Source organism: Marinobacter antarcticus (assembly GCF_011049865.1).
GTDB classification, from domain to species: domain Bacteria; phylum Pseudomonadota; class Gammaproteobacteria; order Pseudomonadales; family Oleiphilaceae; genus Marinobacter; species Marinobacter antarcticus_A.
Genome location: NZ_DRGY01000081.1, coordinates 1 through 23,096, shown reverse-complemented (window position 1 = coordinate 23,096; position 23,096 = coordinate 1). Strand labels below are relative to the sequence as shown.

General features: G+C 55.3%; 18 protein-coding genes. 5 read left to right on the top strand and 13 right to left on the bottom strand.

Annotated elements, in window-relative coordinates; translation table 11 throughout:
- Positions 1-2: 2 nt before the first annotated feature.
- Positions 3-998 (top strand): branched-chain amino acid ABC transporter permease, encoded by a 996-nt coding sequence (locus tag ENI00_RS10465; RefSeq protein WP_304101786.1) that lies wholly within the window; start codon positions 3-5, stop codon positions 996-998.
- Positions 999-1,083: 85 nt separating this feature from the next.
- Here the strand turns inward: ENI00_RS10465 and ENI00_RS10460 are convergent, their stop codons facing one another.
- Entirely contained in the window at positions 1,084-1,518 is a 435-nt protein-coding gene (locus ENI00_RS10460) for a hypothetical protein (RefSeq protein WP_304101785.1), read from the bottom strand.
- Positions 1,519-1,702: 184 nt separating this feature from the next.
- Here ENI00_RS10460 and ENI00_RS10455 point away from each other — a divergent pair, with 184 nt between their 5' ends.
- A complete protein-coding gene (locus ENI00_RS10455) occupies positions 1,703-2,827 on the top strand; it encodes an HlyD family secretion protein (protein WP_304101784.1) in 1,125 nt (374 codons plus the stop codon).
- Between the two features lie 56 nt (positions 2,828-2,883).
- Complete coding sequence (locus ENI00_RS10450; RefSeq protein ID WP_414674245.1) at positions 2,884-4,341, top strand: DHA2 family efflux MFS transporter permease subunit; 1,458 nt, start codon at positions 2,884-2,886, stop codon at positions 4,339-4,341.
- A gap of 50 nt (positions 4,342-4,391) precedes the next feature.
- Here ENI00_RS10450 and ENI00_RS10445 read toward each other — a convergent pair whose 3' ends face one another.
- The 3 genes from ENI00_RS10445 to ENI00_RS10435 all read right to left on the bottom strand — a co-directional run bounded on the left by ENI00_RS10445 (position 4,392) and on the right by ENI00_RS10435 (position 8,810).
- On the bottom strand, positions 4,392-6,017 hold the full coding sequence (locus ENI00_RS10445) for a phytoene desaturase family protein (RefSeq protein WP_304101780.1): 1,626 nt from the start codon (positions 6,015-6,017) through the stop codon (positions 4,392-4,394).
- Positions 6,014-6,637, bottom strand: a complete 624-nt coding sequence (locus tag ENI00_RS10440; RefSeq protein ID WP_304101778.1) for a TetR/AcrR family transcriptional regulator — start codon at positions 6,635-6,637, stop codon at positions 6,014-6,016. The genes ENI00_RS10445 and ENI00_RS10440 overlap by 4 nt, the downstream gene beginning before the upstream one ends.
- A gap of 181 nt (positions 6,638-6,818) precedes the next feature.
- Entirely contained in the window at positions 6,819-8,810 is a 1,992-nt protein-coding gene (locus tag ENI00_RS10435; protein ID WP_304101776.1) for a TonB-dependent receptor plug domain-containing protein, read from the bottom strand.
- Positions 8,811-8,934: 124 nt separating this feature from the next.
- On the opposite strand from ENI00_RS10435, the gene ENI00_RS10430 reads away from it, so the two are divergent.
- Positions 8,935-10,266: a PepSY-associated TM helix domain-containing protein gene (locus ENI00_RS10430; RefSeq protein ID WP_304101774.1), complete on the top strand. Its 1,332-nt coding sequence runs from the start codon at positions 8,935-8,937 to the stop codon at positions 10,264-10,266.
- Positions 10,267-10,314: 48 nt separating this feature from the next.
- Here the strand turns inward: ENI00_RS10430 and ENI00_RS10425 are convergent, their stop codons facing one another.
- From ENI00_RS10425 to ENI00_RS10385, 9 genes are all read right to left on the bottom strand, one after another.
- The gene (locus ENI00_RS10425; protein ID WP_304101772.1) at positions 10,315-12,012 is read right to left on the bottom strand and encodes an AMP-binding protein; all 1,698 of its coding nucleotides are present in this window, start codon (positions 12,010-12,012) and stop codon (positions 10,315-10,317) included.
- 54 nt (positions 12,013-12,066) lie between these two features.
- Positions 12,067-12,645: a peroxidase-related enzyme gene (locus ENI00_RS10420; RefSeq protein ID WP_304101771.1), complete on the bottom strand. Its 579-nt coding sequence runs from the start codon at positions 12,643-12,645 to the stop codon at positions 12,067-12,069.
- Between the two features lie 9 nt (positions 12,646-12,654).
- On the bottom strand, positions 12,655-13,554 hold the full coding sequence (locus ENI00_RS10415; protein ID WP_304101769.1) for a hydroxymethylglutaryl-CoA lyase: 900 nt from the start codon (positions 13,552-13,554) through the stop codon (positions 12,655-12,657).
- Positions 13,554-15,569, bottom strand: coding sequence for an acetyl/propionyl/methylcrotonyl-CoA carboxylase subunit alpha (locus ENI00_RS10410; protein WP_304101767.1), 2,016 nt, complete (start codon positions 15,567-15,569; stop codon positions 13,554-13,556). The genes ENI00_RS10415 and ENI00_RS10410 overlap by 1 nt, the downstream gene beginning before the upstream one ends.
- A gap of 1 nt (position 15,570) precedes the next feature.
- Entirely contained in the window at positions 15,571-16,404 is an 834-nt protein-coding gene (locus ENI00_RS10405; RefSeq protein WP_304101765.1) for an enoyl-CoA hydratase-related protein, read from the bottom strand.
- 15 nt (positions 16,405-16,419) lie between these two features.
- A complete protein-coding gene (locus tag ENI00_RS10400; RefSeq protein WP_304101764.1) occupies positions 16,420-18,027 on the bottom strand; it encodes a carboxyl transferase domain-containing protein in 1,608 nt (535 codons plus the stop codon).
- Between the two features lie 128 nt (positions 18,028-18,155).
- Positions 18,156-19,322: an isovaleryl-CoA dehydrogenase gene (locus ENI00_RS10395; RefSeq protein ID WP_304101762.1), complete on the bottom strand. Its 1,167-nt coding sequence runs from the start codon at positions 19,320-19,322 to the stop codon at positions 18,156-18,158.
- Positions 19,323-19,391: 69 nt separating this feature from the next.
- Positions 19,392-19,838: a MerR family transcriptional regulator gene (locus ENI00_RS10390; protein ID WP_304101760.1), complete on the bottom strand. Its 447-nt coding sequence runs from the start codon at positions 19,836-19,838 to the stop codon at positions 19,392-19,394.
- 170 nt (positions 19,839-20,008) lie between these two features.
- A complete protein-coding gene (locus ENI00_RS10385) occupies positions 20,009-21,598 on the bottom strand; it encodes a fatty acyl-CoA synthetase (RefSeq protein ID WP_304101758.1) in 1,590 nt (529 codons plus the stop codon).
- A 170-nt stretch (positions 21,599-21,768) separates the two neighbouring features.
- Between ENI00_RS10385 and bktB the strand changes: the two genes are divergently transcribed.
- Positions 21,769-22,956: a beta-ketothiolase BktB gene (gene bktB, locus ENI00_RS10380; protein WP_304101756.1), complete on the top strand. Its 1,188-nt coding sequence runs from the start codon at positions 21,769-21,771 to the stop codon at positions 22,954-22,956.
- The last annotated feature ends 140 nt before the right edge of the window (positions 22,957-23,096 follow it).

The following is a 23,096-nucleotide window of genomic DNA, read 5'->3' as shown; positions in this document are numbered from 1 at the left end:
TCATGAGTCAGATCGATATTCAGTCGGACATCCAGCAAACGATTCTCAAACAGCAGAAAATCGACAGTCGCAGGAAGTGGATTCTGAACGGCGTATTGCTGGTGCTGTTGTTGCTGGCACCGTTTGTCATGTATCCCGTATTTTTGATGAAAATCCTGTGTTTCGCGCTGTTTGCAGTGGCCTTTAACCTGCTGTTCGGGTTTACCGGCCTGTTGTCTTTCGGCCATGCGGCTTTTTTGGCAACAGGTGGATACACCACAGGTTATTTGCTCAGTAATTTTAGCGGACTCACAACGGAGATGGGTGTAATCGCGGGCACACTGATGGCGACTGTGCTTGGGCTGGGCTTCGCTCTGCTTTCCATTCGCCGGCAAGGTATCTACTTTGCCATGGTGACCCTCGCCCTGGCTCAGTTGGTCTTTTTCTTCTTCGTTCAGGCATCCTTTACCGGCGGTGAAGATGGTATGCATGGCGTACCCAGAGGCGAGCTGTTCGGGTTGATCAACCTTGAGGATAACCTGAACTTGTATTACGTCGTGCTGACGGTCTTCCTCGGTTGTTACCTGTTGGTTCAACGTATTGTCAGCAGTCCCTACGGTCATGTGTTGAAGGCCATCAAACAGAACGAGCCTCGCGCGATCTCTTTGGGCTACAAGGTAGATCGGTACAAGATACTGGCGTTCGTGATGTCTGCTGCTCTTGCAGGCCTGGCGGGGTCAATGAAATCGGTCGTGTTTGAATTGGCGTCTCTGAACGATGCGCACTGGCACATGTCGGGTGAAGTTATCCTGATGACGCTTATAGGGGGCATGGGTACGTTGCTCGGCCCGGTGTTAGGCGCCACCCTGGTAGTAAACATAGAGTACCAACTGGGTCAGGGACCACTCCGAGACTGGGTAGATCCCATTCTGGGGGGTATTTTTGTTATTACGGTGCTCGCGTTTCGTAGCGGCATTGTGGGCGAGGTTCAGAAGTTCGTGCGCAAGAATATGGGTTAGCGAACAGAAGTGCCAGCCAACCTGGCTAGCAAAGAAAAAGGGCCACGTTTGCCGTGGCCCTTTTTTATACCGACTGCTTTTAAAATTACATGGACTGCGCTTCGAGCATTTTCTGGGTGCTCATAGCAGCCGATTTCGCCTCATCGTAGTCATCCGTATCCAGCCCGCTGTTTACTTTGGCAACCGCCTTTTTCAACTGTCCCTTCATCATGTCATCTTTGGTGTCGGGAATGGCGCCTTTGCCCATGTCGCCACATGGGTTCAATTCGTTACTGTCAAAGCCGTCGCCATCTGGTCCGACAAGGCAATTCAGTGCGTGATGCAAATGCGTTTGCACACCTTTAACATTGTCTGCTTTGGCTGCAAGGCCTGCGTGGACTGCGGCTGTCTTCACTTCAGACGGTGCGTCTGCGGCCAGGGCAGAAGAAGAGATAATTAGTGCCAGAGCTGTTCCAGACACTGTAGAGATGAGCCGTACAACAAAACCGGGGCGAAAGGTAAAGCCAGAATGAACGTTCATTTACGCTTCTCCTTGACGTGATAAACCTGAAATCGCCGGTCAGCATTTTTACTACCCGGACCCTAAGCGTAGCAGTATTTTTCAAGTTCGCTGTTCACTCCGAATATGAGCATGCTTATAATGCTCCAGCTCATGAAAACCTGATGAGCCTTTAATGCGTCGTATTTTCAGGAACCAGAACACTATGCGCGATACAACGAAACGCTTACCCGACAGCCAATCCGGTGTGGTCAGTGGCCGATTCCTGCTGCTAACAGTGGTGCCGCTGATTATCATTCTTATCGCCGCCGTTGTGTATCTTCTGGGCGGTCGTTATGTGGAAACCGAGAATGCCTATGTACGTGCGGATGTGGTGTCTGTGGTTCCTGAGGTCTCCGGCACCGTTGTGAATGTTGCCGTTAAAGAAAACCAGAAAGTGAAAGCTGGCGATCCGCTTTTTGAGATAGACCCTGAGCGCTATCGGATTGCCCTTGATACCGCCCGATCTGAGCGGGCAGAGGTGAAAACCCAGATTGAAACGATGAAAGCCAGTTACCGAGAGAAGCAACAAGAGCTGTCGGCAGCCAAGAGCAATCAGGCATTTGCCGCGCGTGAATACGAACGACAAGGTGAACTGGCAAAAAAACGCGCCGTGTCCGACTCAATACTGGATAGCTACCGCCACAAAATGGAGCTTGCCGAGGAGCAGGTTCAGCAGGTTCGCACGGGCCTTGAGCGCATCAAAGCAGGCCTTGGTGGCGATCCCGATATTGCTGTGGAGAAACATCCGCTGTACCGGAAAGCGCAGTCAGCTCTGGATGCAGCGCAGATGAACCGTGAAGACACTCGGGTGGCAGCGCGCTTTGACGGGATTGCCTCCCAAATACCGGTGGAAGGGCAATATGCCAGCCCGAGCCGCGCCGCCATGAGCCTGGTATCCGTTAAGAATGTTTGGGTAGACGCCAACTTGAAAGAGACCCAACTGACCCATATTCAGCCGGGCCAGAACGTCGAAATTAAAGTGGATGCCTACCCTGACGATGTCTGGGAAGGTCACGTGGGCAGTATTGCCGGCGCAGCTGGCTCCGAGTTTTCGATTTTGCCCGCCCAAAACGCGACGGGCAACTGGGTGAAGGTTGTACAACGTATTCCTGTGCGGATCGAACTGGAAAATACGATCGACGGGCCGAGTTTGCTCTCGGGTATGAGCGTTGCCGTCTCGATTGATATTGGTCATCAGAATCGCGGCCCTGCTTTTATACAACCTCTTACGTCCTGGCTCCAGGGCGTTTTTTTCACGACTTCAGAACCCGCCGGGGATTCTGAGTGAGTGAACAGGCCACCGGCACCGGTGTTGCTCATCGAGGGCTGATTACCGTTTCAATCATGCTTGCGACAATCATGCAGGCAGTCGATACCACCATTGCCAATGTGGCCTTGCCTAATATGCAAGGCAGTATGTCAGCCACCTCGGAGCAGATTGCCTGGGTACTGACGTCCTATATTGTGGCCGCAGCGATCATGACACCCATGACCGGCTTTCTGGCGGCTCGAATGGGTCGAAAAAAACTGTTTGTAACGGCGGTAGTTGGGTTTACCTTAACGTCGATGCTTTGCGGCATTGCGACGTCTCTGGAAGGGATAGTGTTGTTCCGCCTGTTACAAGGCGTGTTTGGCGCGGGGCTAGTGCCATTGTCCCAGTCGGTTCTGCTGGACACGTATCCGAAAGAAAAGCATGGCTCTGCCATGGCCATGTGGGGTGTGGGCGTTATGGTTGGCCCGATCCTTGGTCCCACCCTGGGCGGCTACCTGACGGAGTATTACAACTGGCGGTGGGTGTTTCTGATCAACCTGCCGTTCGGCGTCCTCGCGCTGATTGGCATTCTTATGTTTGTGGAAGAAACCGAGAAGGTGTCGCGGCGTTTTGACCTGTTTGGCTTTGGGCTGCTTGCCTTGGCTATCGGTTCCTTGCAGTTAATGCTGGATCGGGGACAAGGCCTGGACTGGTTTTCTTCAACGGAAATCATTATTGAATCGTTGGTCGCTGGGGTGTGTCTGTATATGTTTGTGGCACACATGATGACCGCAAAGGCGCCCTTTCTGGAGCCGGGTTTATTCAAGGACCGCAACTTGGCTTTAGGTTTGGTGTTTATTTTTATTGTTGGCGTGGTGCTGCTGGCGACTCTCGCGCTGTTGCCGCCCTTTCTTCAGAGTTTGATGGGCTTTTCGGTGATCACTACCGGTGAGGTTTTGGCCCCCAGAGGCATAGGTAGCATGGTTGCCATGCTTGTTGTCGGGCGTCTGGTGAACGTGGTGGACGTTCGTTTTCTGATCGGTACCGGCTTTATGTTGGTGTCACTGTCGCTGTTCCAGATGGCGGAGTTTAATCTGAATATCAGCCCTTGGGCTCTGGTTCAGACTGGCCTGATTCAGGGCGCCGGTCTTGGCCTTGTGTTCGTGCCCCTGAGCACCATTACCTTCTCCACAATCGCGGTCCGTTACCGCACCGATGGCACGTCTATGTTCAGCCTGATGAGAAATATAGGCAGCAGCATTGGCATCTCAGTGATGGTCGCCCTCGCGGCGCGCAGCACCCAGATCAATCATGCGGTTATGGGGGAGCAGCTCACGCCTTTCCGTGAACCCGTGCAGAGGATGCTGGAGCAGGGAGGTTTGGGTTCAACGGATCAGGCACTAGCCATTCTCAATGGTGAGCTTAGCCGGCAAGCGGCTGCCATAGGTTACCTCAACGATTTTCAACTTATGGCGTGGATGACGCTGTTAGCGGTGCCTTTGCTGCTTCTGTTCCGGAAACAGCACGGGCCAACTCATTCCCCTGATTAATCCTACGCCTTGTTGTACCGACTCAATGACCGGAAGGCCTGCTCGGTTTTCTAGCCCACAAACATCTTCTTCGCAAGCGGCAGTCCCTTGAAGCCACTCACGGCCACGGTGGTCAGCAGGCCGCCGAGCATGGCCCCTACAATGCCGCAGGTCATGATGTCCTGGCCGGTGAGATACAGGCCGGGAATGCGGGTTTTGGGCTTCAGCCAGTCCAGCTCGAAGCGGTCCGGTGTGTGATCCAGACCGTAGATTTCTCCTTTGCTGTAGCGGCAGAAGTAGTTCGTGGAAAGTGGGGTGGATAATTCGTAGTAATCCACCTTCCCTTCCAGGTGCGGGAACTTCTCGTACAGCTTTTTCAGTAGGCGTTGGGCGTATTCCTCTTTTTTGGCCTCGTATTCGTCACCGCGTTTCCCCCAGGTTTTGTCAGCCCATTCCTCGTACCACTCAAACGGGCCGGGTGCCACTATCTCAATGGTGGCGCGGCCAGGGTAGCGCTCGGAAAAACTGGGATCCTTGGCGGAAGGGAATGAAATATAGGTCAGCGGAATGTCGCTGGCCTCAGGATCGTCCATGAAGTCCTGAATCTGTTTTTCGTAGTTCGGGCCGGGGTAAATCCAGTAGTTGGTTTTCGGCAGGCCCAGATTCTCGGCGGTATCCAGCAAGCCGATGTACAGGCAGTTGCTGGCCATGGAACGTTTTACGGTCGTCAGCTTGCCCTGATAATAGTCCCAGTGGGGCGCCTCTTTGGGCAGCAAGGTGTTGAACGTATTGAACACGCCTGCGTTGCTGATAACCAGCGGCGAACGGATCTCCGCGCCGTCTGCCATGCGCACGCCCACGGCCTTGCCCTTCTCGATCAGAATGCCGGTCACGTCGGCGTAGGTGAACACGTCACCGCCACCTTGCTGAACCACCGGGATGATGGTTTTTGCCATTTCGGAAGCGCCGCCGATAGGGTAGTAGCCACCGTGAAGGTAATGGCGCGCGATCAGTGAGTGAATGATAAAGCTGGATTCCGCCGGCGGCAGGCCGTTATCGCCCCATTGGCCGGTTAGCACGGCGATCAGTTCCTGGTTGCTGGTAATGCTCTCCAGCACCTCGCGGGTAGGCTTGTTGAGAAACGCCGGAGCCCGGCGTTTGGCGAGCATGCTCAGCGGTCCGGCGGCCAGATCTGGCAGTACTTTACCCAGAACAAGCGCCGGCATGGCCTTGGATACCTTTCGCAGATAACCCAGGTAGGTGTCGATGGCCTTTTCTTCTTCCGGGAACACTCTGACCAGTTCAGCACGGAATTCATCGGGGCCTGCAACCAGGTCCACGTGTTCATCACCCAGGAAAATGCGGTCGTAATGCGCATCCAGTGGCGCCCATTTCAACTGACCGTCAGTGATGTGGTCGAACAGCCGTTTGCCGAGGGTGTGGTCTGCACCCATATCGCCTATGTAGTGCACGCCCACATCCCACTCGTAGCCGTTACGGTCGTAGCTGTGGGTGAATCCACCGGCGGTATAGTGCTGTTCAAGCACCAGAACCTTTTTGCCCAGCTTGCTCATGCAGGCAGCGGTAGTCAGGCCGCCAATGCCGGAGCCGATGACAATGGCATCGTAGGGGCCGTCAAGACGGTTTTCGCGATAACGTCGGCCAACGCGAAGGGTGCTGGGTTTGGGGCTGTTCATGGGGTTAAATCCTGTTGGGACTGCTGTTGGTGGTCAGACCGGGCGCCGTCTAAAAACAAGCTCAGTACGCCTTCGGTCAACATGGGATCGGCCTTTGCACCCGGCAAGTGGCCATCAATTGTGAGCTGCGACAGCCCGTGCACCAGAGACCAGGCAGCGGCTGTTGTTAGCGAAACGGACGAGGGTTTCAGGTAGCCAAGCTGGCGGGCGCGGGCCACGGTGTTTTCCAGTACCTTAAATGCACTCTTGCCGGCAGCATCCAGTCGTGGATGCACTCCCATGGGCAGAACGCGGCCGCCGAACATCAGGCGGTAAAGATTGGGTTCTTCCTGTGCAAAATTTACGTATACCAGCCCTATCTCGATCAGCGCTTTGCGCGGGGTTTGTTGGTCTGCGGCGCGCAGGCGGTCAGTCAGTGCCTCAAACCCACCGATGGCCAGCTCAGCCAGCAAAGTGTCGCGATCTGAAAAATGCCGATATAGCGCAGGTGCGCTGACGCCGAGCTGCTTGGCGAGGGCGCGCAGACTTATGGCGGCATCCCCTTGGGCCCTGAGCGTTTCGAGGGCCAGACCCTGGGCTTGCAACGGTAAGTCGCCGTGATGGTAAGCCGGTTTTGTCATCGGGTTTTCGTGCTCGCTAAATGTTATCGGTGGTAACAATGTTAACTGTGATAACATCACGAATCGAAGTTTCAGTCAAATGGATTTTTCAAAGGCCAAAAAAAGCCCCGGGCTCAGTTAAGGAGAACCGGGGCTGTTCAGGCGCAGTTTTCTACGCCCGCTCAACGCATACTGAATGTGGTTAGAAGGTGTAATCAAATCCGATCCAGGCGACGCGGCCTAGCCTACCGTCGGTATTCACCGGCTGACCTTCAAGTGTGCTGCCAAAGTCTTTCTCGTCGGTGATGTTTTCGAGGCGTACCCTGGCTGATGCTTTCTTGGTAATTCGCCAGCCAGCCCCGATGTCCAGGCGCTGATAGGCTCTTTCCCTGGCGTCCTTGGTACCATCAGCGTTTTCACGCTCGAACGGGGTCCCGTACATCCCGGCAGCCCAGAGTGATAGCAGATCGTTCAGCTTCCAATCGATTTGTACAGTGACCTGGTCGGAAGCGACATTCACGCCGTTATTGCCATAGAAAATATTGCCGTTTGCGTCAGTGCCATCGTCGCGTGTGGCTTTGAGGCCGAACAAGTGGGTGTAACTGCCTTCAATGAAAATGGTGTCTGTCAGTGCCGATCTCACTGCGGCTTCAAGACCTGATTGTTCCACATCAACGTTTTGAATTGCTCCACCGTTGCGCCTGGGCACATTGTCCTGAGTAATCGTGTAAAGGCTGACATCGAGTGTTGCAGACTTCCACGACTGATTAACGCCGATTTCGTACGTCATTGATTCAAGAATTTCATCCTGGGCACCGTTTGGATTCAGGGCGTCGGTTCCGAAATTGCCGTAGATGCTATAAAAACGCGAGAACCCGGAGGCAACACTCGCCCTGAGGCGAGTTGCTGGCGCGATCGAGTGGGCAATGCCCGCCTCCCAACTGAACACGCTGTCTTTTGTCAGGTTGTCTGGTTGCTCTGCGCCGTCAAGGACAATGTCGTTATTAAACCATGTATTTCGCAGGCCAACGCTGAAGACGGTGTTGTCCATAAGTGTTAAGGCATTTCTCCATTTGAGGGCGTAGTCGTCAAAGGTGTTGTCCCAGCGATTGTCTCGGAGATTGTTCGTTTTGGCATACTCTGCGCCTACGCTCCCGCTGTAGGTAAGGTTCTTTGAAAGATCTTTTTTAAAGAAAATATCAGAGAAGAATGTGTCGATGATGATAGAGCGATCGCGATCGCGTGCAGGCCAGATGCTTGAACTATCAGACCGGAGATATCCAACCTTGACGCTGGCCTGATCATTCAGGTTATGTGATAACGTTCCTGCCAAAAAAAGACTTTCTGAAGAAACGTCGTTAGGTCGATCCTTTCTGAAGATGTCTGTTGAGGAGTCGCTATAAATGCCCGTGAACTCCAGCCGCGTTTTGTCGCTCAGGTTAATCCCCAGTTTCCCTGCCGTACTGCCCACTTTTTGTTGATCCAGATTGTCGGGGGGCTTTCTGCCATCGAAATCTCCGTATAGATAGCTTCCAGACAGGTACACGTCGTAGGCGTCTGTGCTGTCTGCGACCTCCGCCTGAAGGATAGATTCCCCGGCATCACTGAAGTCCGTTGAAACAGCGGCATGGTTATCGTAGTTCTGGCCCGACTTGAGGCGGGTCACGAAGATACCACCTTCAGAGTTATCACCGTATTCAACGGCCCTGCCACCTTTCAGCACATCGATACGATCGATCGCGATCGTTGGGATACGAAAGTTTGAATAGCCTCCACCTTCGGCTGCCTGGAACAGAACGCTGGGCAGCCCATCAATTGACGAGCCAGATTGAGTATTGCCGAAGACTCTGATTTTTGGTGGCCCGCTGAAGCGGTCGTTGCCCGGCGCATTGATCAGCCCCGGGGTCGTCAGTCTCAATGAGTCTCTTGTGTTCACCGGGTTGAGGTTTTGCAGCACAGCACCGCCCGTTGAAGAGCTGGAGCGGGAGCTGTTCTGGTCTTGGATGACTTCGTCCTCGAAGTTCTGTGTGGGATGCCTTGAATCGTCGGTTACCAAAAGCTCGGGCAGGGAGAATATCTCGGCATGGGTGCTGGTTGACAGAGCTATTGTGCCGAGCAAGCAGCACGCGCCGAGGGCGTGAAAGTGGCGGCAGTGAAACTTGGGAGTGGGGTCAACGTCATTATATTCAGCCATATACGAGCCTGTTTTATCTGGTTTTAGTTGCTATACGTAGTGGCCGCATATACTATATTTTCTTTAAAAATAACGCAATTCATTATCATTTGTATTTGCATTTAAGAGAAATTGGAGTCTGTTTTTGAGCGCACGGCGATGGTTTGATGTACACAGCTTTACCGGTGTATTCACAGGGATAATGCTGTTGATTATTTGTTGGGGTGGCACGGTTGCAACACTGTCTTTCGAGTTTGATTGGTTGATGACCCCCGAGATGCGGGTGCAACCGTTTGAGGGTGAAATCGACTGGGATGCTGTCGGCAGATCTGTGCTTGAAGAATTTCCTGGGGCCAAGGTTCAGATGTTCCTGGTTCCGCCTTACCAGAGATCAGCCATTGAGGTGGTGTTGGCCAGAAATGATAGGCCAAGAACACGGGTTTTTGTGGATCCATCGAACGCAGAGGTGTTGGGTGTTGGCAGCATGGCTAACGTACAGCGATTTTTTCGGAGTTTTCATCGGCGACTTTTTTTCCCGAATCCGATTGGCATTATTTTCGTTTCGTTGTTTGCGATCAGTCTCGCCGTTTCTATCACCTCCGCGTTGTTATTCTACAAGCGGTGGTGGTCAAAATTTCTCAGGTTCAAGCCCGGCAAGAAGAACGCGTGGGTGACAGAACTTCACAAGACTGGAGGGTTATGGGTTTTGGTGTTCGCGATTCTCATCGCTGTGACAGGCATCTGGTACGGCCTCGAGGCGACCGGGGTGCCTCATTCGCTTTTTGCAAAGCAACAAGTCAGTGAGCAAGCGATAACCGAACAGACGTCTGTGCTCACGGTTAATGAGCTGACGGCCATTGCCCAGCAGGCCAGGCCAGATCTTGAGATACGTCAGATTTTTCCGCCCGGCAGCTTCTTCGGAGATGCGCGCTTACGAGTTGCAGGCAAAGGCGATGACTGGTTTCTCAGGGACTGGGTTAACTCGGTGACGGTTAGCGATACCGGGGTGCTGATCAAACAGCAGTCGGGTGCGGATCTCACCTCGTTTGAGTACTGGGAAAACATGGCGGACCCGCTGCATTTTGGAAATTTTGCGGGCATTACTTCGAAGATTATCTGGTTTCTGTTCGGTTTAATGCTCAGTGGGCTGTGCCTCTCCGGGCTGTATCTCCATGCCAAGCGCCTGTTTCGGCAAGGAGGCTTCTCAGGGAGGGCTTATTGGCGGGGGACAGCATCTGCACTGGTTTGTACTATTTTGGTTGTGCTGATCTCTGTGTTCCCCGGTATTGACGAGATTGTTGGTTATCTGGGGGACAGCGATCCGACAGTAGCGGGTATCCCCATGGCGCCGGGCGTCAGGCGCTTTATTATCGGTTGGATCTTACTCACCTTGGCCGTGATCATATTGTGTTTTACGTGGATTTGGCGAGCTGGGACTGGCGGGCGTCGACCTGAAACGCCACCCCGGGTCCTTTGATAAACTAAAAGGGCCCGGGGTTACCGGGACCTGCAATAGCTCAGGGTTTTATTTTTGCCCCATGTCTTCAATGGAAATTTCCCGCATCTTGAACTTCTGGATCTTGCCGGTAACCGTCATCGGGAATGCATCCACGAATTTGTAGTTTCTGGGGATCTTGAAGTGGGCGATTTTGCCTTTGCAAAAGGCCATCAGATCGTCGGCGTTTACCGGGTCTGAGTCAGGGCGCAGTTTCACCCAGGCGACCAGCTCTTCGCCGTACTTATCATGGGGGATACCGGTTACCTGAACTTCCTCAATGGAAGGATGGGTATAAAGGAATTCCTCAACCTCTTTAGGGTAGATGTTTTCACCACCACGAATCACCATATCCTTGATGCGGCCAACAATCTGGATATAGCCTTCTTCGTCCATCGTGGCCAGATCCTCGGTATGCATCCAGCCAGCGTCGTCGATGGCTTCGCGGGTTTTTTCTTCGTTGTTCCAGTACTTCAGCATTACGCTGTAGCCGCGAGTGCACAGCTCACCAATCTCGCCTCGAGGCAGCACGTTGCCGGTGGCCGGATCAACGATTTTGATTTCCAGGTGGGGTTGAGTACGGCCTACGGTGGTGACCTGTTTCTCAAACGGGTCGAGGGAGCTGGTCTGGGTAGACACAGGGCTGGTTTCGGTCATGCCGTAGGCGATCTGAACTTCTTTCATGTTCATCTTTCCGTTGACTTTTCTCATCACCTCCGCCGGGCAGATGGAACCCGCCATGATACCGGTGCGCAGGGTTGAGAGATCGTAGGATTCAAACTCCGGCTCGGCCAGTTGTGCGATGAACATGGTGGGCACGCCGTACAGTGCCGTCGCTTTCTCCTGATGAACTGCCTGCAGCACGGCTTTGGGCTCAAAGCCTTCGCTTGGGTAGATCATGGTGGAGCCGTGGGTAATGCAACCCAGGTTGCCCATCACCATGCCAAAGCAGTGGTACAGGGGCACGGGAATAACCAGACGGTCTTTTTCCGTCAGAACCTGGCTTTCACCCACAAAGAACCCGTTGTTCAGAATATTGTGATGGGTGAGGGTGGCCCCTTTGGGGTTGCCGGTGGTGCCGGAGGTGAACTGTATGTTGATGGGGTCATCGAATTGGAGCTGGCTTTGAACCTTGTTTACGTCGTCCTGGCTGACGTCATTTGCGAAGCCGGTGAATTCGTTCCAGCTCCACATGCCGGCGTGTTTTTCGGTGTCCAGGTTGATGACCGCGCGCAGTTCAGAGAGCCGTTGGGCCTTGATCTTGCCCGGTGTACAGGTTTTCAGTTCGGGCGCCAGATCATAAAGTGTTTTGCGGTAGTCAGAGGCTTTAAAGCTGTCTGCGCTGACCAGAACGCTGATGCCCGACAGATTCATGGCGTATTCAAGCTCATGCATGCCGTAGGCCGGGTTGATATTGACCAGAATGGCGCCAATCTTGGCGGTGGCAAACTGGGTAACGGTCCACTCATAACGATTGGGAGCCCAGATGCCCACGCGATCACCGCGCTTGACGCCAATAGCCAGAAAGGCCCGCGCCGCTTCATTTACCTTTGCAAGGAACTCTTTGTAGGTCCAGCGAATGTCCTGGTGCAGACACACCAACGCCTCGGTGTCGGGATACTTGGCGGCCGTACGGTCAAGCATTTCGCCGATGGTCATGCCCAGCAGTGGAGTGCTGGAGGTACCGCTGGTATAGCTTGGAAAGGTGCTTGGAAGAGTCTGATTCATTCTCTGCCTCCGGTTGTCTTTGTTGTCGAGGACTAACGGGCCAGGTGGGCCGTATTAGCGGCTCTGGCTGTGATATTCAGGGTTCGGGCGCATGTCACTGGCGATCGCGACGCGGTTAGACATGTTGTAGAAGCCGATGACGTTGCTCAGATCCCAGATTGCGCTGTCGCTGAAGCCGGCATCCCGAAGTGCCTGCACTTCGTCTTCTGCAACCGTTGCCGGAGAGCGCGTGAGATGGGATGTAAAATCCAGCATGGCACGCTGGCGCTTATCCAGTTTGGCCGACCGGTAATTCATCACCAGGTGCTCGCCCAGGGCCGGGTCGCCGCTTAGCACCCGCACCGCTGCGCCGTGGGCTACGAGGCAGTAAAAGCACTTGTTTTCTGAGGAAACCACCACCGCAACCATTTCCCGTTCCAGCTTGCTGAGTTCACTTTCACCCATCATCAGCTCGTTGTAGAAGCGGGTGAAGGCGTCCAGTTGCTTCAAATTCTGGCTGAAGGCCGTGAGCACGTTGGGAATCATCCCCAGCTTTTCCATGCAGATATCAAAGTACTTTTTGACATCCTCAGGTAGATCTTCTATCTCGGGGATAGGAAGGTCCAGGGCGACAACGTTTTTGTTCTTGGTCATGTCAAATCCTCAGGGATGAAGAGCCTGGCCCACTTTTGAACCGTTGTGACGATTAAGCTGGCCAGAGATCCACTCGCCGGTAGCCACCAGTTGGTTCAGGTCCACGCCTGTGCTGATACCCAGGCCGTTGAGCATGTAAAGCACGTCTTCGGTGGCGACATTGCCGGAAGCGCCGTTGGCATAGGGGCACCCCCCGAGGCCTGCAACCGACGCATCGATAACCGCCACGCCTTCTTCCACCACCGCGTAAAGGTTGGCCAGTGCCTGGCCGTAAGTGTCGTGAAAATGCGCGGCCAGGCGCTCCACGGGTACGTGTTTGGCCACGGCCTCAAGCATCCGCTTGGCTTTCAGCGGTGTGCCGGTACCAATGGTGTCGCCCAGCGAAATCTCATAGCAGCCCATGTCGGCAAGGTTTTTGGCGACCTTCGCTACCTGCTCCGGGGCAATGTCGCCCTCATAAGGGCATCCGAGCACGGTCGAGACATAGCCTCGTACCGGAATGTTGTGTTTCCTGGCCGCGTCCATCACGGGCTGAAAACGTTCCAGGCTTTCTGCGATGGAGCAATTGATGTTTTTCTGGCTGAAGGATTCAGAAGCCGCACCAAATACAGCTACTTCGCCTACGCCCGCTGCCAGGGCATTTTCGAAACCCCGGAGGTTGGGCGTAAGAACCGAGTAGCGCACGCCGGCTTTGCGCTTGATGCCCGCCATTACCTCAGCGGCATCGCCCATTTGTGGCACCCACTTGGGTGACACAAAGCTGGCGGATTCGATATGGATGAGCCCACAATCCGCAAGCCGTTCGATCAACTGGGTTTTGATGCGGGTGGCAATCACTGGCCCGGCCTCGTTTTGCAGGCCGTCCCGAGGGCTCATCTCAACCAATCGCACCTGTTTTGGAAAGGCCATTAACCTGGCTCCTCATTGCTCTGGTCGCTGTCCTGTTCGGCAATCTCAATGGCAATCAGTTCCGCGCCTTCAGAAACCTGCTCGCCTTCGGAAAAGAAAATCTCGGAGACAACGCCGTCGGCAGGTGCCTTGATGGCATGCTCCATTTTCATGGCTTCCATGATCACCAGCGTTTGGCCGGCCGTAACCTTGTCGCCTACCTTGGCCTGAACCGCCACAATAGCACCGTTCATTGGCGCACTCAGGCCACCTTCAGGTGCCATGTCTTCAGAAGTGTAGTTCTCCCGGTACAAAGTGCACTGGAAGGTGTCTCCCTGATAAAAGAGCACAAGCTGGTTGTTATGCAGGTTGCCATGGATGCTGATCCTGTGGCCATTGACCACTGCCTGAAGATAATCATCGTCAAGTTTTGCGGTGAGGTTGTATACGCTGCCATTAACAAACACCTGGTAGTGATCGTCTTTTTCCAGGATTTTCAGTTCGTGAATATCGTCACCCACCTGCAACTTCAGGGGTTGCGCGTATTCGGAGTTCAGGCGCCAGCTGTTGCGGCGGCCGAACGGCGACCAGGGATCGGTGCTCACGGATTCTGCAGATTTTCGCTCTTCCAACACAAAGCCCGCAGCCAGAACCAGCGCCTTGTGGGTGTCCAGTTTTGATTTCGGAAACAGTAATTCCCGGTGGTTGTCGATAAAACCGGTTGTCAGGTCGGCTTCACGAAACGGCTGGGAATCGGCCAGGGCGTGCAGGAAGCGGATGTTATTTTTCACACCGGCAATCCGGTAGTGCTCCAGTGCCTGAACCATGCGGTTGATGGCCTGTTCGCGGGTTTCGTCCCACACGATCAGTTTGGCAATCATCGGGTCGTAGTGAATGCTGATGTCATCGCCTTCGATCACGCCGGTATCGACCCGAACATGGGCGCTTTCATCAGGGGTGCTCAGATAGCGCAGATTGCCGGTGGCAGGCAGGAAATCCTGATCCGGGTCCTCGGCATAAATGCGGGCCTCCAGGGCATGGCCACGGGTTTTTACCTGAGACTGCGCAAGCGGCAGGGGCTCACCCCAAGCCACTTTTAACTGCCATTCCACCAAATCCTGACCGGTCACCATTTCAGTAACCGGGTGCTCTACCTGCAGGCGGGTGTTCATTTCCATGAAGAAGAATGAACCGTCGACATCGTAGAGGAACTCCACGGTGCCGGCGCCCACATAGTTGATGGCCTGTGCGGCTTTCACCGCAGCGTCGCCCATGGCCTTGCGGGTGTCGTCGCTCAGCCCGGGTGCCGGGGCTTCTTCCAGAACTTTCTGATGGCGGCGCTGAACCGAGCAGTCACGCTCCGCGAGATACACGCCGTTGCCATTCTGATCACAGAACACCTGAATCTCTACGTGGCGCGGCTGGGTCAGGTAGCGCTCAATCAGCATATCCGGGTTGCCGAATGCGTTTTTCGCTTCGCGCTTGGCGCCAGCGAGGGCATCGCCAAATTCGCCCATGTGCTCAACCACGCGCATGCCTTTGCCGCCGCCACCGGCGACCGCTTTGAGCAACAACGGGAAACCGCATTTTTCGGCTTCTACTCGCAGAGTTTCCGGAGACTGGTCGTCGCCATGATAGCCGGGCACCAAGGGCACGCCGGCTTTCTCCATGATGGCTTTGGCGGCGGATTTGGAGCCCATAGCCGCAATAGCGGAGGAGGGCGGTCCGATAAACACCAGATCGTTGGCTTCGCAGGCTTCTGCAAATTCTGTGTTCTCGGAAAGAAAACCATAGCCCGGGTGGATAGCCTGGGCGCCGCTGCGCTTGGCGATGTCGATGATTTTTTCGCCGCGCAGATAGCTTTCCGAGCTGGGCGCCGGGCCAATATGAAAGGCTTCATCTGCCAGGGCCACGTGGTGGGCGTTGGCGTCTGCATCGGAATACACCGCAACGCAACGAATACCCATGCGCTGTGCTGTCTGGATGATCCGGCAGGCAATTTCGCCCCGGTTGGCAATCAGGATTTTGCTGAACATATTATTTGCTCTCCGGAATCCAGTGGGCGCGACGTTTGTTCAGGAAGGCACTGAGCCCCTCCTGACCTTCTTCGCCTACGCGGATATCAGCGATGCGGTGCGCGGTGTCGTCAATCACGGTGCTGTTGATGGGTTTGTGGCTGACCGCAAACACCAGGCTTTTGGCTGCTTTCATGGCTTCCGGGCCGTTCACGGAAAGCTGTTGCAGCATTTCATCACAACGGGCATTCATGGCGTCAACATCGTCGCAGACAATGTGCACTAGGCCGAAGCACTCGGCGTCCCGGGCGGTGAATACTTCCGCTGAGAGGAAGTAGCGGCGGGCCTGGCGCTCACCCATGGCGCGCAGCACGTAGGGGCTGATGACGGCTGGAATAAGCCCGAGCTTTACTTCACTCAGGCAGAAGCTGGTTTTTTCTGTGGCTATGACGATGTCGCAGCAGGCTGCCAAACCAACAGCACCGCCGTAAGCTGCGCCCTGAACAAGGCCGATCACCGGTTTGCTGAGTTGGTTCAGGCACTCCATCAGGCGCGCAAGCTGACGGGAATCTTCCAGATTCTCCTGCTGACTGTTGTCTGCCATGCGGCGCATCCAGCCCAGATCCGCGCCGGCGGAGAAATGCTTGCCTTCGGAGCGCAGGATGACCACTTTTGTGTCGCTGTTGGCGTCTATCTCTGTGATCACGCGGATCAATTGTTGAATGATCACGTCATCAAAGGCGTTGCGTTTGTCCGGCCGGTTCAGAACAATTTCGGTTACGCCGTGGGCGCGCTGCCTGAGCAGAACCGCTGATTCCTGTTCTGCCTGTTCTGGTTTAGCGTTGGGGTCTGTCATGGTGAGTCTCCCGGATTACATCCGGAACACGCCGAAGCGCGTGGGCTTCGCCGGCCGGTTGAGGGTGGCAGAAAGGCTGAGCGCAACCACTTCCCGTGTCTGGGCCGGATCAATCACGCCGTCATCCCACAGGCGGGCGCTGGCGTAGTATGGGTGGCCCTGCTTCTCGTAGGTATCGGCAATCGGTTTCTTGAACGCGGCTTCTTCTTCGGCGCTCCATTCCTGGCCTTTGCGTTCCATGCCATCGCGACGAACCTGAGCCAACACGCCGGCGGCCTGCTCACCACCCATAACGGAGATGCGGGCATTGGGCCACATCCACAGGAAGTCAGGGCTGTAGGCCCGGCCACACATGCCGTAGTTGCCGGCGCCGTAGCTGCCACCGATCAGTATGGTAATCTTGGGTACGTTGGCACAGGCGACGGCCATCACCATTTTGGCACCGTGTTTGGCAATGCCTTCGGCTTCGTACTTCTGGCCGACCATGAAGCCGGTAATATTCTGCAGGAACAGCAGCGGAATGTTGCGCTGACAGCACAGTTCAATAAAGTGCGCGCCTTTCTGCGCCGACTCGCTGAACAATATGCCGTTGTTGGCAATGATGCCGACAGGGTAGCCGTGTATGTGGGCAAAACCGGTGACCAGAGTCTGGCCGTAATAACGTTTGAACTCGTCAAATTCGGAGCCGTCTACGGTGCGTGCAATGACGTCGCGCACGTCGAATTGTTTGCGCAGGTCGGTGCCGACGATGCCGTAGATTTCGGCGGGGTCGTACAGGGGAGCCTTGGGTTTGCGGATTTCGACGTCGACCGGTTTGCGGCGGTTGAGGTTGGAAACGCAGCTTCGGGCAATGTCGAGGGCGTGGCTGTCGTTTTCGGCGTAATGGTCGGCTACGCCAGAAATCTTGCAGTGCACGTCGGCACCTCCCAAATCTTCTGCGGTAACGACTTCGCCGGTGGCCGCTTTTACCAGCGGCGGGCCGGCCAGGAAGATGGTGCCCTGGTTGCGAACGATGATGGATTCGTCTGCCATGGCCGGCACGTAGGCGCCACCAGCGGTGCACAGGCCCATGACGACGGCAATCTGGGGGATGTCGTCGGCGGACATGCGGGCCTGGTTGAAGAAAATGCGGCCGAAGTGGTCACGATCCGGGAAAACTTCGTCTTGCAGGGGCAGGTTGGCGCCGCCGGAATCCACCAGGTAGATGCAGGGCAGGCGGTTTTCAAGGGCGATTTCCTGAGCGCGCAGGTGTTTTTTGACGGACAACGGGTAGTAGCTGCCGCCTTTTACCGTGGCGTCGTTGGCGATGATCATGCATTCGGTGCCCGAAACGCGGCCTACACCGGCGATAACACCGGCTGCGGGTACGGCTTCATCGTAAACGTTATAAGCGGCAAACTGACCGATTTCGAGAAACGGTGAGCCGTCGTCCAGCAAGCGGTTGATGCGTTCGCGGGGCAGGAGTTTGCCCCGGGCGATGTGGCGTTCCTGGTAGGAGGGGCCGCCGCCTTGCTGGATGGTGGATACTTTGTCCCGCAGGTCTGCGACGACGTCTGCCATGGAGGCTTGTTTGGCCTGAAACTCTTCAGACCGGGGGTTTATTTTGCTTTGCAATATCGTCATGTTTTCGGGCCTCGAGGTTCGGGGCGTCGGGGCTGGTGGAGTGACACCCCACCACTCCCTCGTCGTGCTTAGGTGTTGGCCGTCCAAAACTAACGCGCTTTGGCGGATGTCTGGCTCGAAGCCACTGCTTATTTATTCAGGAACAGCTCACGGCCAATCAGCATGCGCCGGATTTCGGATGTACCTGCACCGATTTCATAAAGCTTGGCATCGCGCAGCAGGCGGCCAGTGGGGTAGTCATTGATGTAGCCGTTGCCGCCGAGTAGCTGGATGGAGTCCAGGGCCAGTTTGGTGGCCATTTCAGCGGAGTAGAGAATCGCGCCGGCGGAGTCCTTGCGGGTGGTTTCGCCGCGGTCGGCGGATTGGGCCACCATGTAAACGTAGGACTTGGCCGTGTTCATGAAGGTGTACATGTCTGCCACTTTGCCTTGAACCAACTCGAACTCGCCGATGGCTTTGCCGAATTGTTTGCGCTCGCGGATGTAAGGAACCACCGCGTCCATTGCCGCTTGCATGATGCCCAGTGGGCCGCCGGCAAGAACGAGGCGTTCGTAGTCGAGGCCACTCATCAATACGCCGGCTCCGCCGCCGAGTTGGCCCAGTACGTTTTCCTTGGGCACTTTGCAGTCCTGGAATACCAGTTCGCAGGTGTTTGAGCCGCGCATGCCGAGTTTGTCGAGTTTCTGGTGTCGGCTGAAGCCTTCGGAGTCGCGCTCTACGATGAAGGCGGTGATGCCTTTAGAGCCGGCTTTTACGTCGGTTTTGGCGTAGATGACGTAAACGTGGGCGTCTGGGCCGTTGGTGATCCACATTTTGTTGCCGTTCAGCACGTAGTGATCACCGGCGTCTTTGGCGCTCAGTTTCATGGAGATGACGTCAGAGCCGGCGTTGGGCTCGGACATGGCCAGGGCGCCAATGTGCTCGCCGCTGACGAGTTTGGGCAGGTATTTCTGCTTTTGCTCTTCGGTTCCGTTCCGGTGAATCTGGTTTACGCAGAGGTTGGAATGAGCACCGTAGGACAGCCCGACAGAGGCGGATGCGCGGCTGATCTCTTCCACGGCAATCACGTGTGCCAGGTAACCCATGCCAGAACCGCCGTAGGCTTCGTCTACGGTAATACCCAGCAGGCCCATATCGCCGAACTTTTTCCACAGGTCTTCGGGGAACTCGTTGCTACGGTCGATTTCTTCAGCACGGGGGGCTATCTCGGCGGCGGCAAAGCCGTTGACTTGCTCGCGCAGCATATCGAGGGTTTCGCCGAGGCCGAAGTTGAGTTCTGAGTACTGTGATTTCATGATTGGTTGCCTTTTGTTCTGCCAGATAGATATTTAGAAGCGGTTTGCCGGGCCAGGCATCGAGTGGTGTCAGTTCTGTTCAGCAACACTTCCGGGTTCGTCATTCGCCGGAGCTTGTTGTTTTTTCTTTTTCTGAAGTTCAACAAGCGCTTCCCGGCAGCGGGTGTCAGCGGTCTCGATTTCCATTTCTGCCATGGCGATGTCGCTTTTCTGCTGATCCATGTGAGCGCGTTTGTTGCTCAGTATGGTCAGCATTTTCAACAACTGTTTTTCATTGCCAGTCGGGGTTTCGTCCCACAGATCGAAAAGTTCTTTGGTCTCAGCGAGGGAAAAGCCCATGCGTTTGCCCCGAAGGATCAGCTTCAGACGCACCTTGTCCTTGGTGCTGAAGATTCGCGTTTGCCCGCGCCTGGCCGGCTTTAGCAGGCCCTGATCTTCGTAGAAGCGTATGCTTCGGGTTGTGACATCAAACTCATTGGAGAGCTCGCTGATACTGAACGTTCTCTTTTCGATCATAGCGATATCCTTTTTAGAGTTAGGTTAGATAAAGTTTACGTAAACGTAAAGCAGTTTTAGAGGTAAAATTTTCGGCTATGCGCGTGGCGGAAAAAAATACACCACGCCTGCGCGTTGCGTTGAATTGTAGCAGAAGGCCTTTGTAGGCTGGCTTGGGCGCTCAGAGGCTTTTAGCTCAGGTCTTCTCTCAGTTTGCGTTTCAACAGTTTGCCAGCGGTATTCTTGGGCAGCTGTTCTGCAAAATGAATGTGTTTTGGCAATTTAAAGCTCGCCAGTCTGGAGCGTGCGTGGCTCATCAGGGCTTCTGCGTCTTCCGGGTAGCCTTCTTTGACCACCACCACAGCGCAGATGGCCTCGATCCATTTTTCATCCGCCACGCCAATGACGGCCACTTCTGCAACGGATTCGTGTTGGTAAAGTGCTTCTTCCACATCACGGCTAGCGACCAGTATACCGCCGGTGTTCACCACATCTTTGATGCGATCAACAATGTAGATGTAGCCCTCCTCGTCTTGATAGCCGAGGTCACCGGAATGGAACCAGCCGTCTTTGAACGCTTCCTTCGTCTCTTCAGGTTTGGCCCAGTAGCCCACCATCAGCTGAGGTGAGCGATGAACCAGCTCTCCCTGTTCCCCGGGTTTGCAGTCGGTGCCTGTTATCGGGTCCACAATCCGAGTCATGACGGTTTGCATGGGGCGGCCAGCAGAGGACGGTCGGTCGGCGTGCTCTTCCGGGCGCAAAACGGTCGCCAGGGGCGCGATCTCGCTCTGGCCGTAACAGTTATACAGGCCAGCGTCGGGAAGCAGTTCACGGAGTTCCTTAATGACCTGGCCTGGCATGATGGATGCGCCATAGTAGAGCTTGTTCATGTGCTCCAACTTCTTGGGGTCGAATCCCGGGTTGTTCAGCAGCGCAATCCACACCGTAGGCGGTGCAAAAAAAGCGTTAAGCTGATCACTGGTCAACCATTTGAGAATGGTATCGGGTGTCGGCGTGTTGATCATCCGGCTGTAACCCCCGCCCAACAGCATGGGCATCGTGAATACGTGCATCTGCGCCGAGTGGTATAGAGGTAAAGCGGCCAGTGAACGATCGCTTGCGCGGATGTCCAGGTGGTATTGGCAGGCGGCATAATGGGTCATGAGTGAACGATGCGTGTGCATGGCGCCTTTGGGGTCCGATGTGGTGCCCGAGGTGTACAGAATCTGTACGACATCTGAGTCGGAAAGCTCCCGTTCCGGTGCTGTGTTCTCGCCGGTTTCCAGCGCGCATTGCAGTGCATCCGGGCTTTCGCTGTCAGGGGTACGACCGCCATGAATGCTGCCGTGGATGGCAACGTCGATTGTATCGCGGACCGCTTCGAGCTGGGGCTTGAGCTCCGGATCCGCAAACAGCGCTTGGCAACCCGACTGATTGAGCGCGTAGGTGAGCTCGTGGCCAATCAAGGCATAGTTAAGTGGCACGTGAATCAGCCCGGCTTTGGCGCAGGCCAGCCAGAGCAGAACGTAGGCATCCGAGTTTTTTCCATAGGCGCCAACGCGGTCGCCTTTTTCGAGCCCTAACTCGATCAGGCGGTGAGCAAGCCGGTTCGAGGCCAGGTGAATCTCTGTGAGGGTCCAGGTGCGATCGTCAAACGTCAGCGCTGTTCGGTTTCCATGCGTGCTCGCGGAGCGGGCAAGGGCGTCTCCGATGGTGTTGCGCAGCGCCCGCTGTATACCCGCCGAGACGGAGGAAACAGTTGATGTATCCGAGTTGTTCATGCCCATACCCCTCTAATGTCGTTGTTTTTGGAATGTGTGGAGGCTCGCGCACAGATTATGGGTGTCGGGACCTCTGGTATAATGGGAAAAGTAATTGCCCGCTCTGTGCTTGGCAAATAAATTATCCGTTCTTCCGACTTTTACTGAACTGAACCTTGAGGAATTACGCAATGAAATTGAACGATGTAGTCATTCTCGACGGTGCACGCACAGCCATTGGCGGCTTTGGCGGCAGTCTGAGCGCACTGAGCCCGGCCGAGCTTGGCACCTGCGCGGCAAAAGAAGCGATCACACGCTCAGGCGTACCCGCCGAAGACATCGACCATTCCATTTTTGGCCACATTATTCCGACCGGCCCCGCAGATGCTTACGTCGCGCGTCATATTGGCCTTAATGCCGGGCTGCAGAAAGGTTCCGCTGCGCTCAACGTGAATCGTCTTTGCGGTTCTGGCGTGCAGTCAGTTATCAGTGCGGCGCAGATGATTGTCATGGGCGACAGCCAGATTGCGCTGGCCGGTGGCGCCGAAAGCATGAGTCAGGGCGCCTATATGCTGCCCAACGTTCGCAAGGGTTTGCGGATGGGTGACGGTAACGTGATTGATATGACGATGGGCACGCTCAGCGATCCGTTTGGCAGCGGTCACATGGGCATGACGGCGGAACGCATTGCACAAAAGTATGGCCTCAGCCGAGAAGACCTGGATGCGTTTTCGGCGGAAAGCCACCGCCGTGCCAGCCATGCTATCGAGAGTGGCTACTTTAAAGAGCAAATTGTGCCGGTAGCGGTAAAGCAAGGCCGCAAGGAGTTCGTTTTTGAGCAGGACGAGCATGTGCGCGCTGGAACCACCGCCCAGAGTCTTGCCGGGCTGAAGCCAGCGTTTACCAAAGACGGCATTGTAACGCCGGGCAACGCTTCGGGTATTAACGACGGTGCGGCCGCCATGATTCTTACCAGCGCTGCGGAGGCTGAAAAGCGCGGGCTTAAAGCTCGTGCACGCATTGTGGGTTACGCCTTTGCAGGGGTGGACCCCAGCGTAATGGGCCTGGGTCCGATCCCCGCAGTGCGAAGCGTGTTGGCGAGAACCGGCCTCAGCGTGGCAGATCTGGATGTGATCGAATCCAACGAGGCATTTGCGGCTCAGGCACTGGCGGTCAGCAAGGAACTCGGCTTGCCAGCAGGCAAGGTGAACCCGAACGGCGGCGCTGTTGCCTTGGGCCATCCGGTAGGGGCGACAGGCTCTATTCTCATTATCAAAGCACTTGCCGAACTTGAGCGCACGGGCGGTCGCTATGGTCTTGTCACCATGTGCATTGGCGGCGGTCAGGGCATAGCGCTGATTGTTGAAAGCATTCGCTAGGGAAACGCTGATTAATTCAGCTTGAGCCTTGGATTTGATAAAATCAAACTCCCGATAATCGAACCGACCAGGAACGATCATGAAGCAGACGAGTTTCGCCCAAGCCGAGTTCGCCGCCAAGAAAAAGAAGACCCGACGTG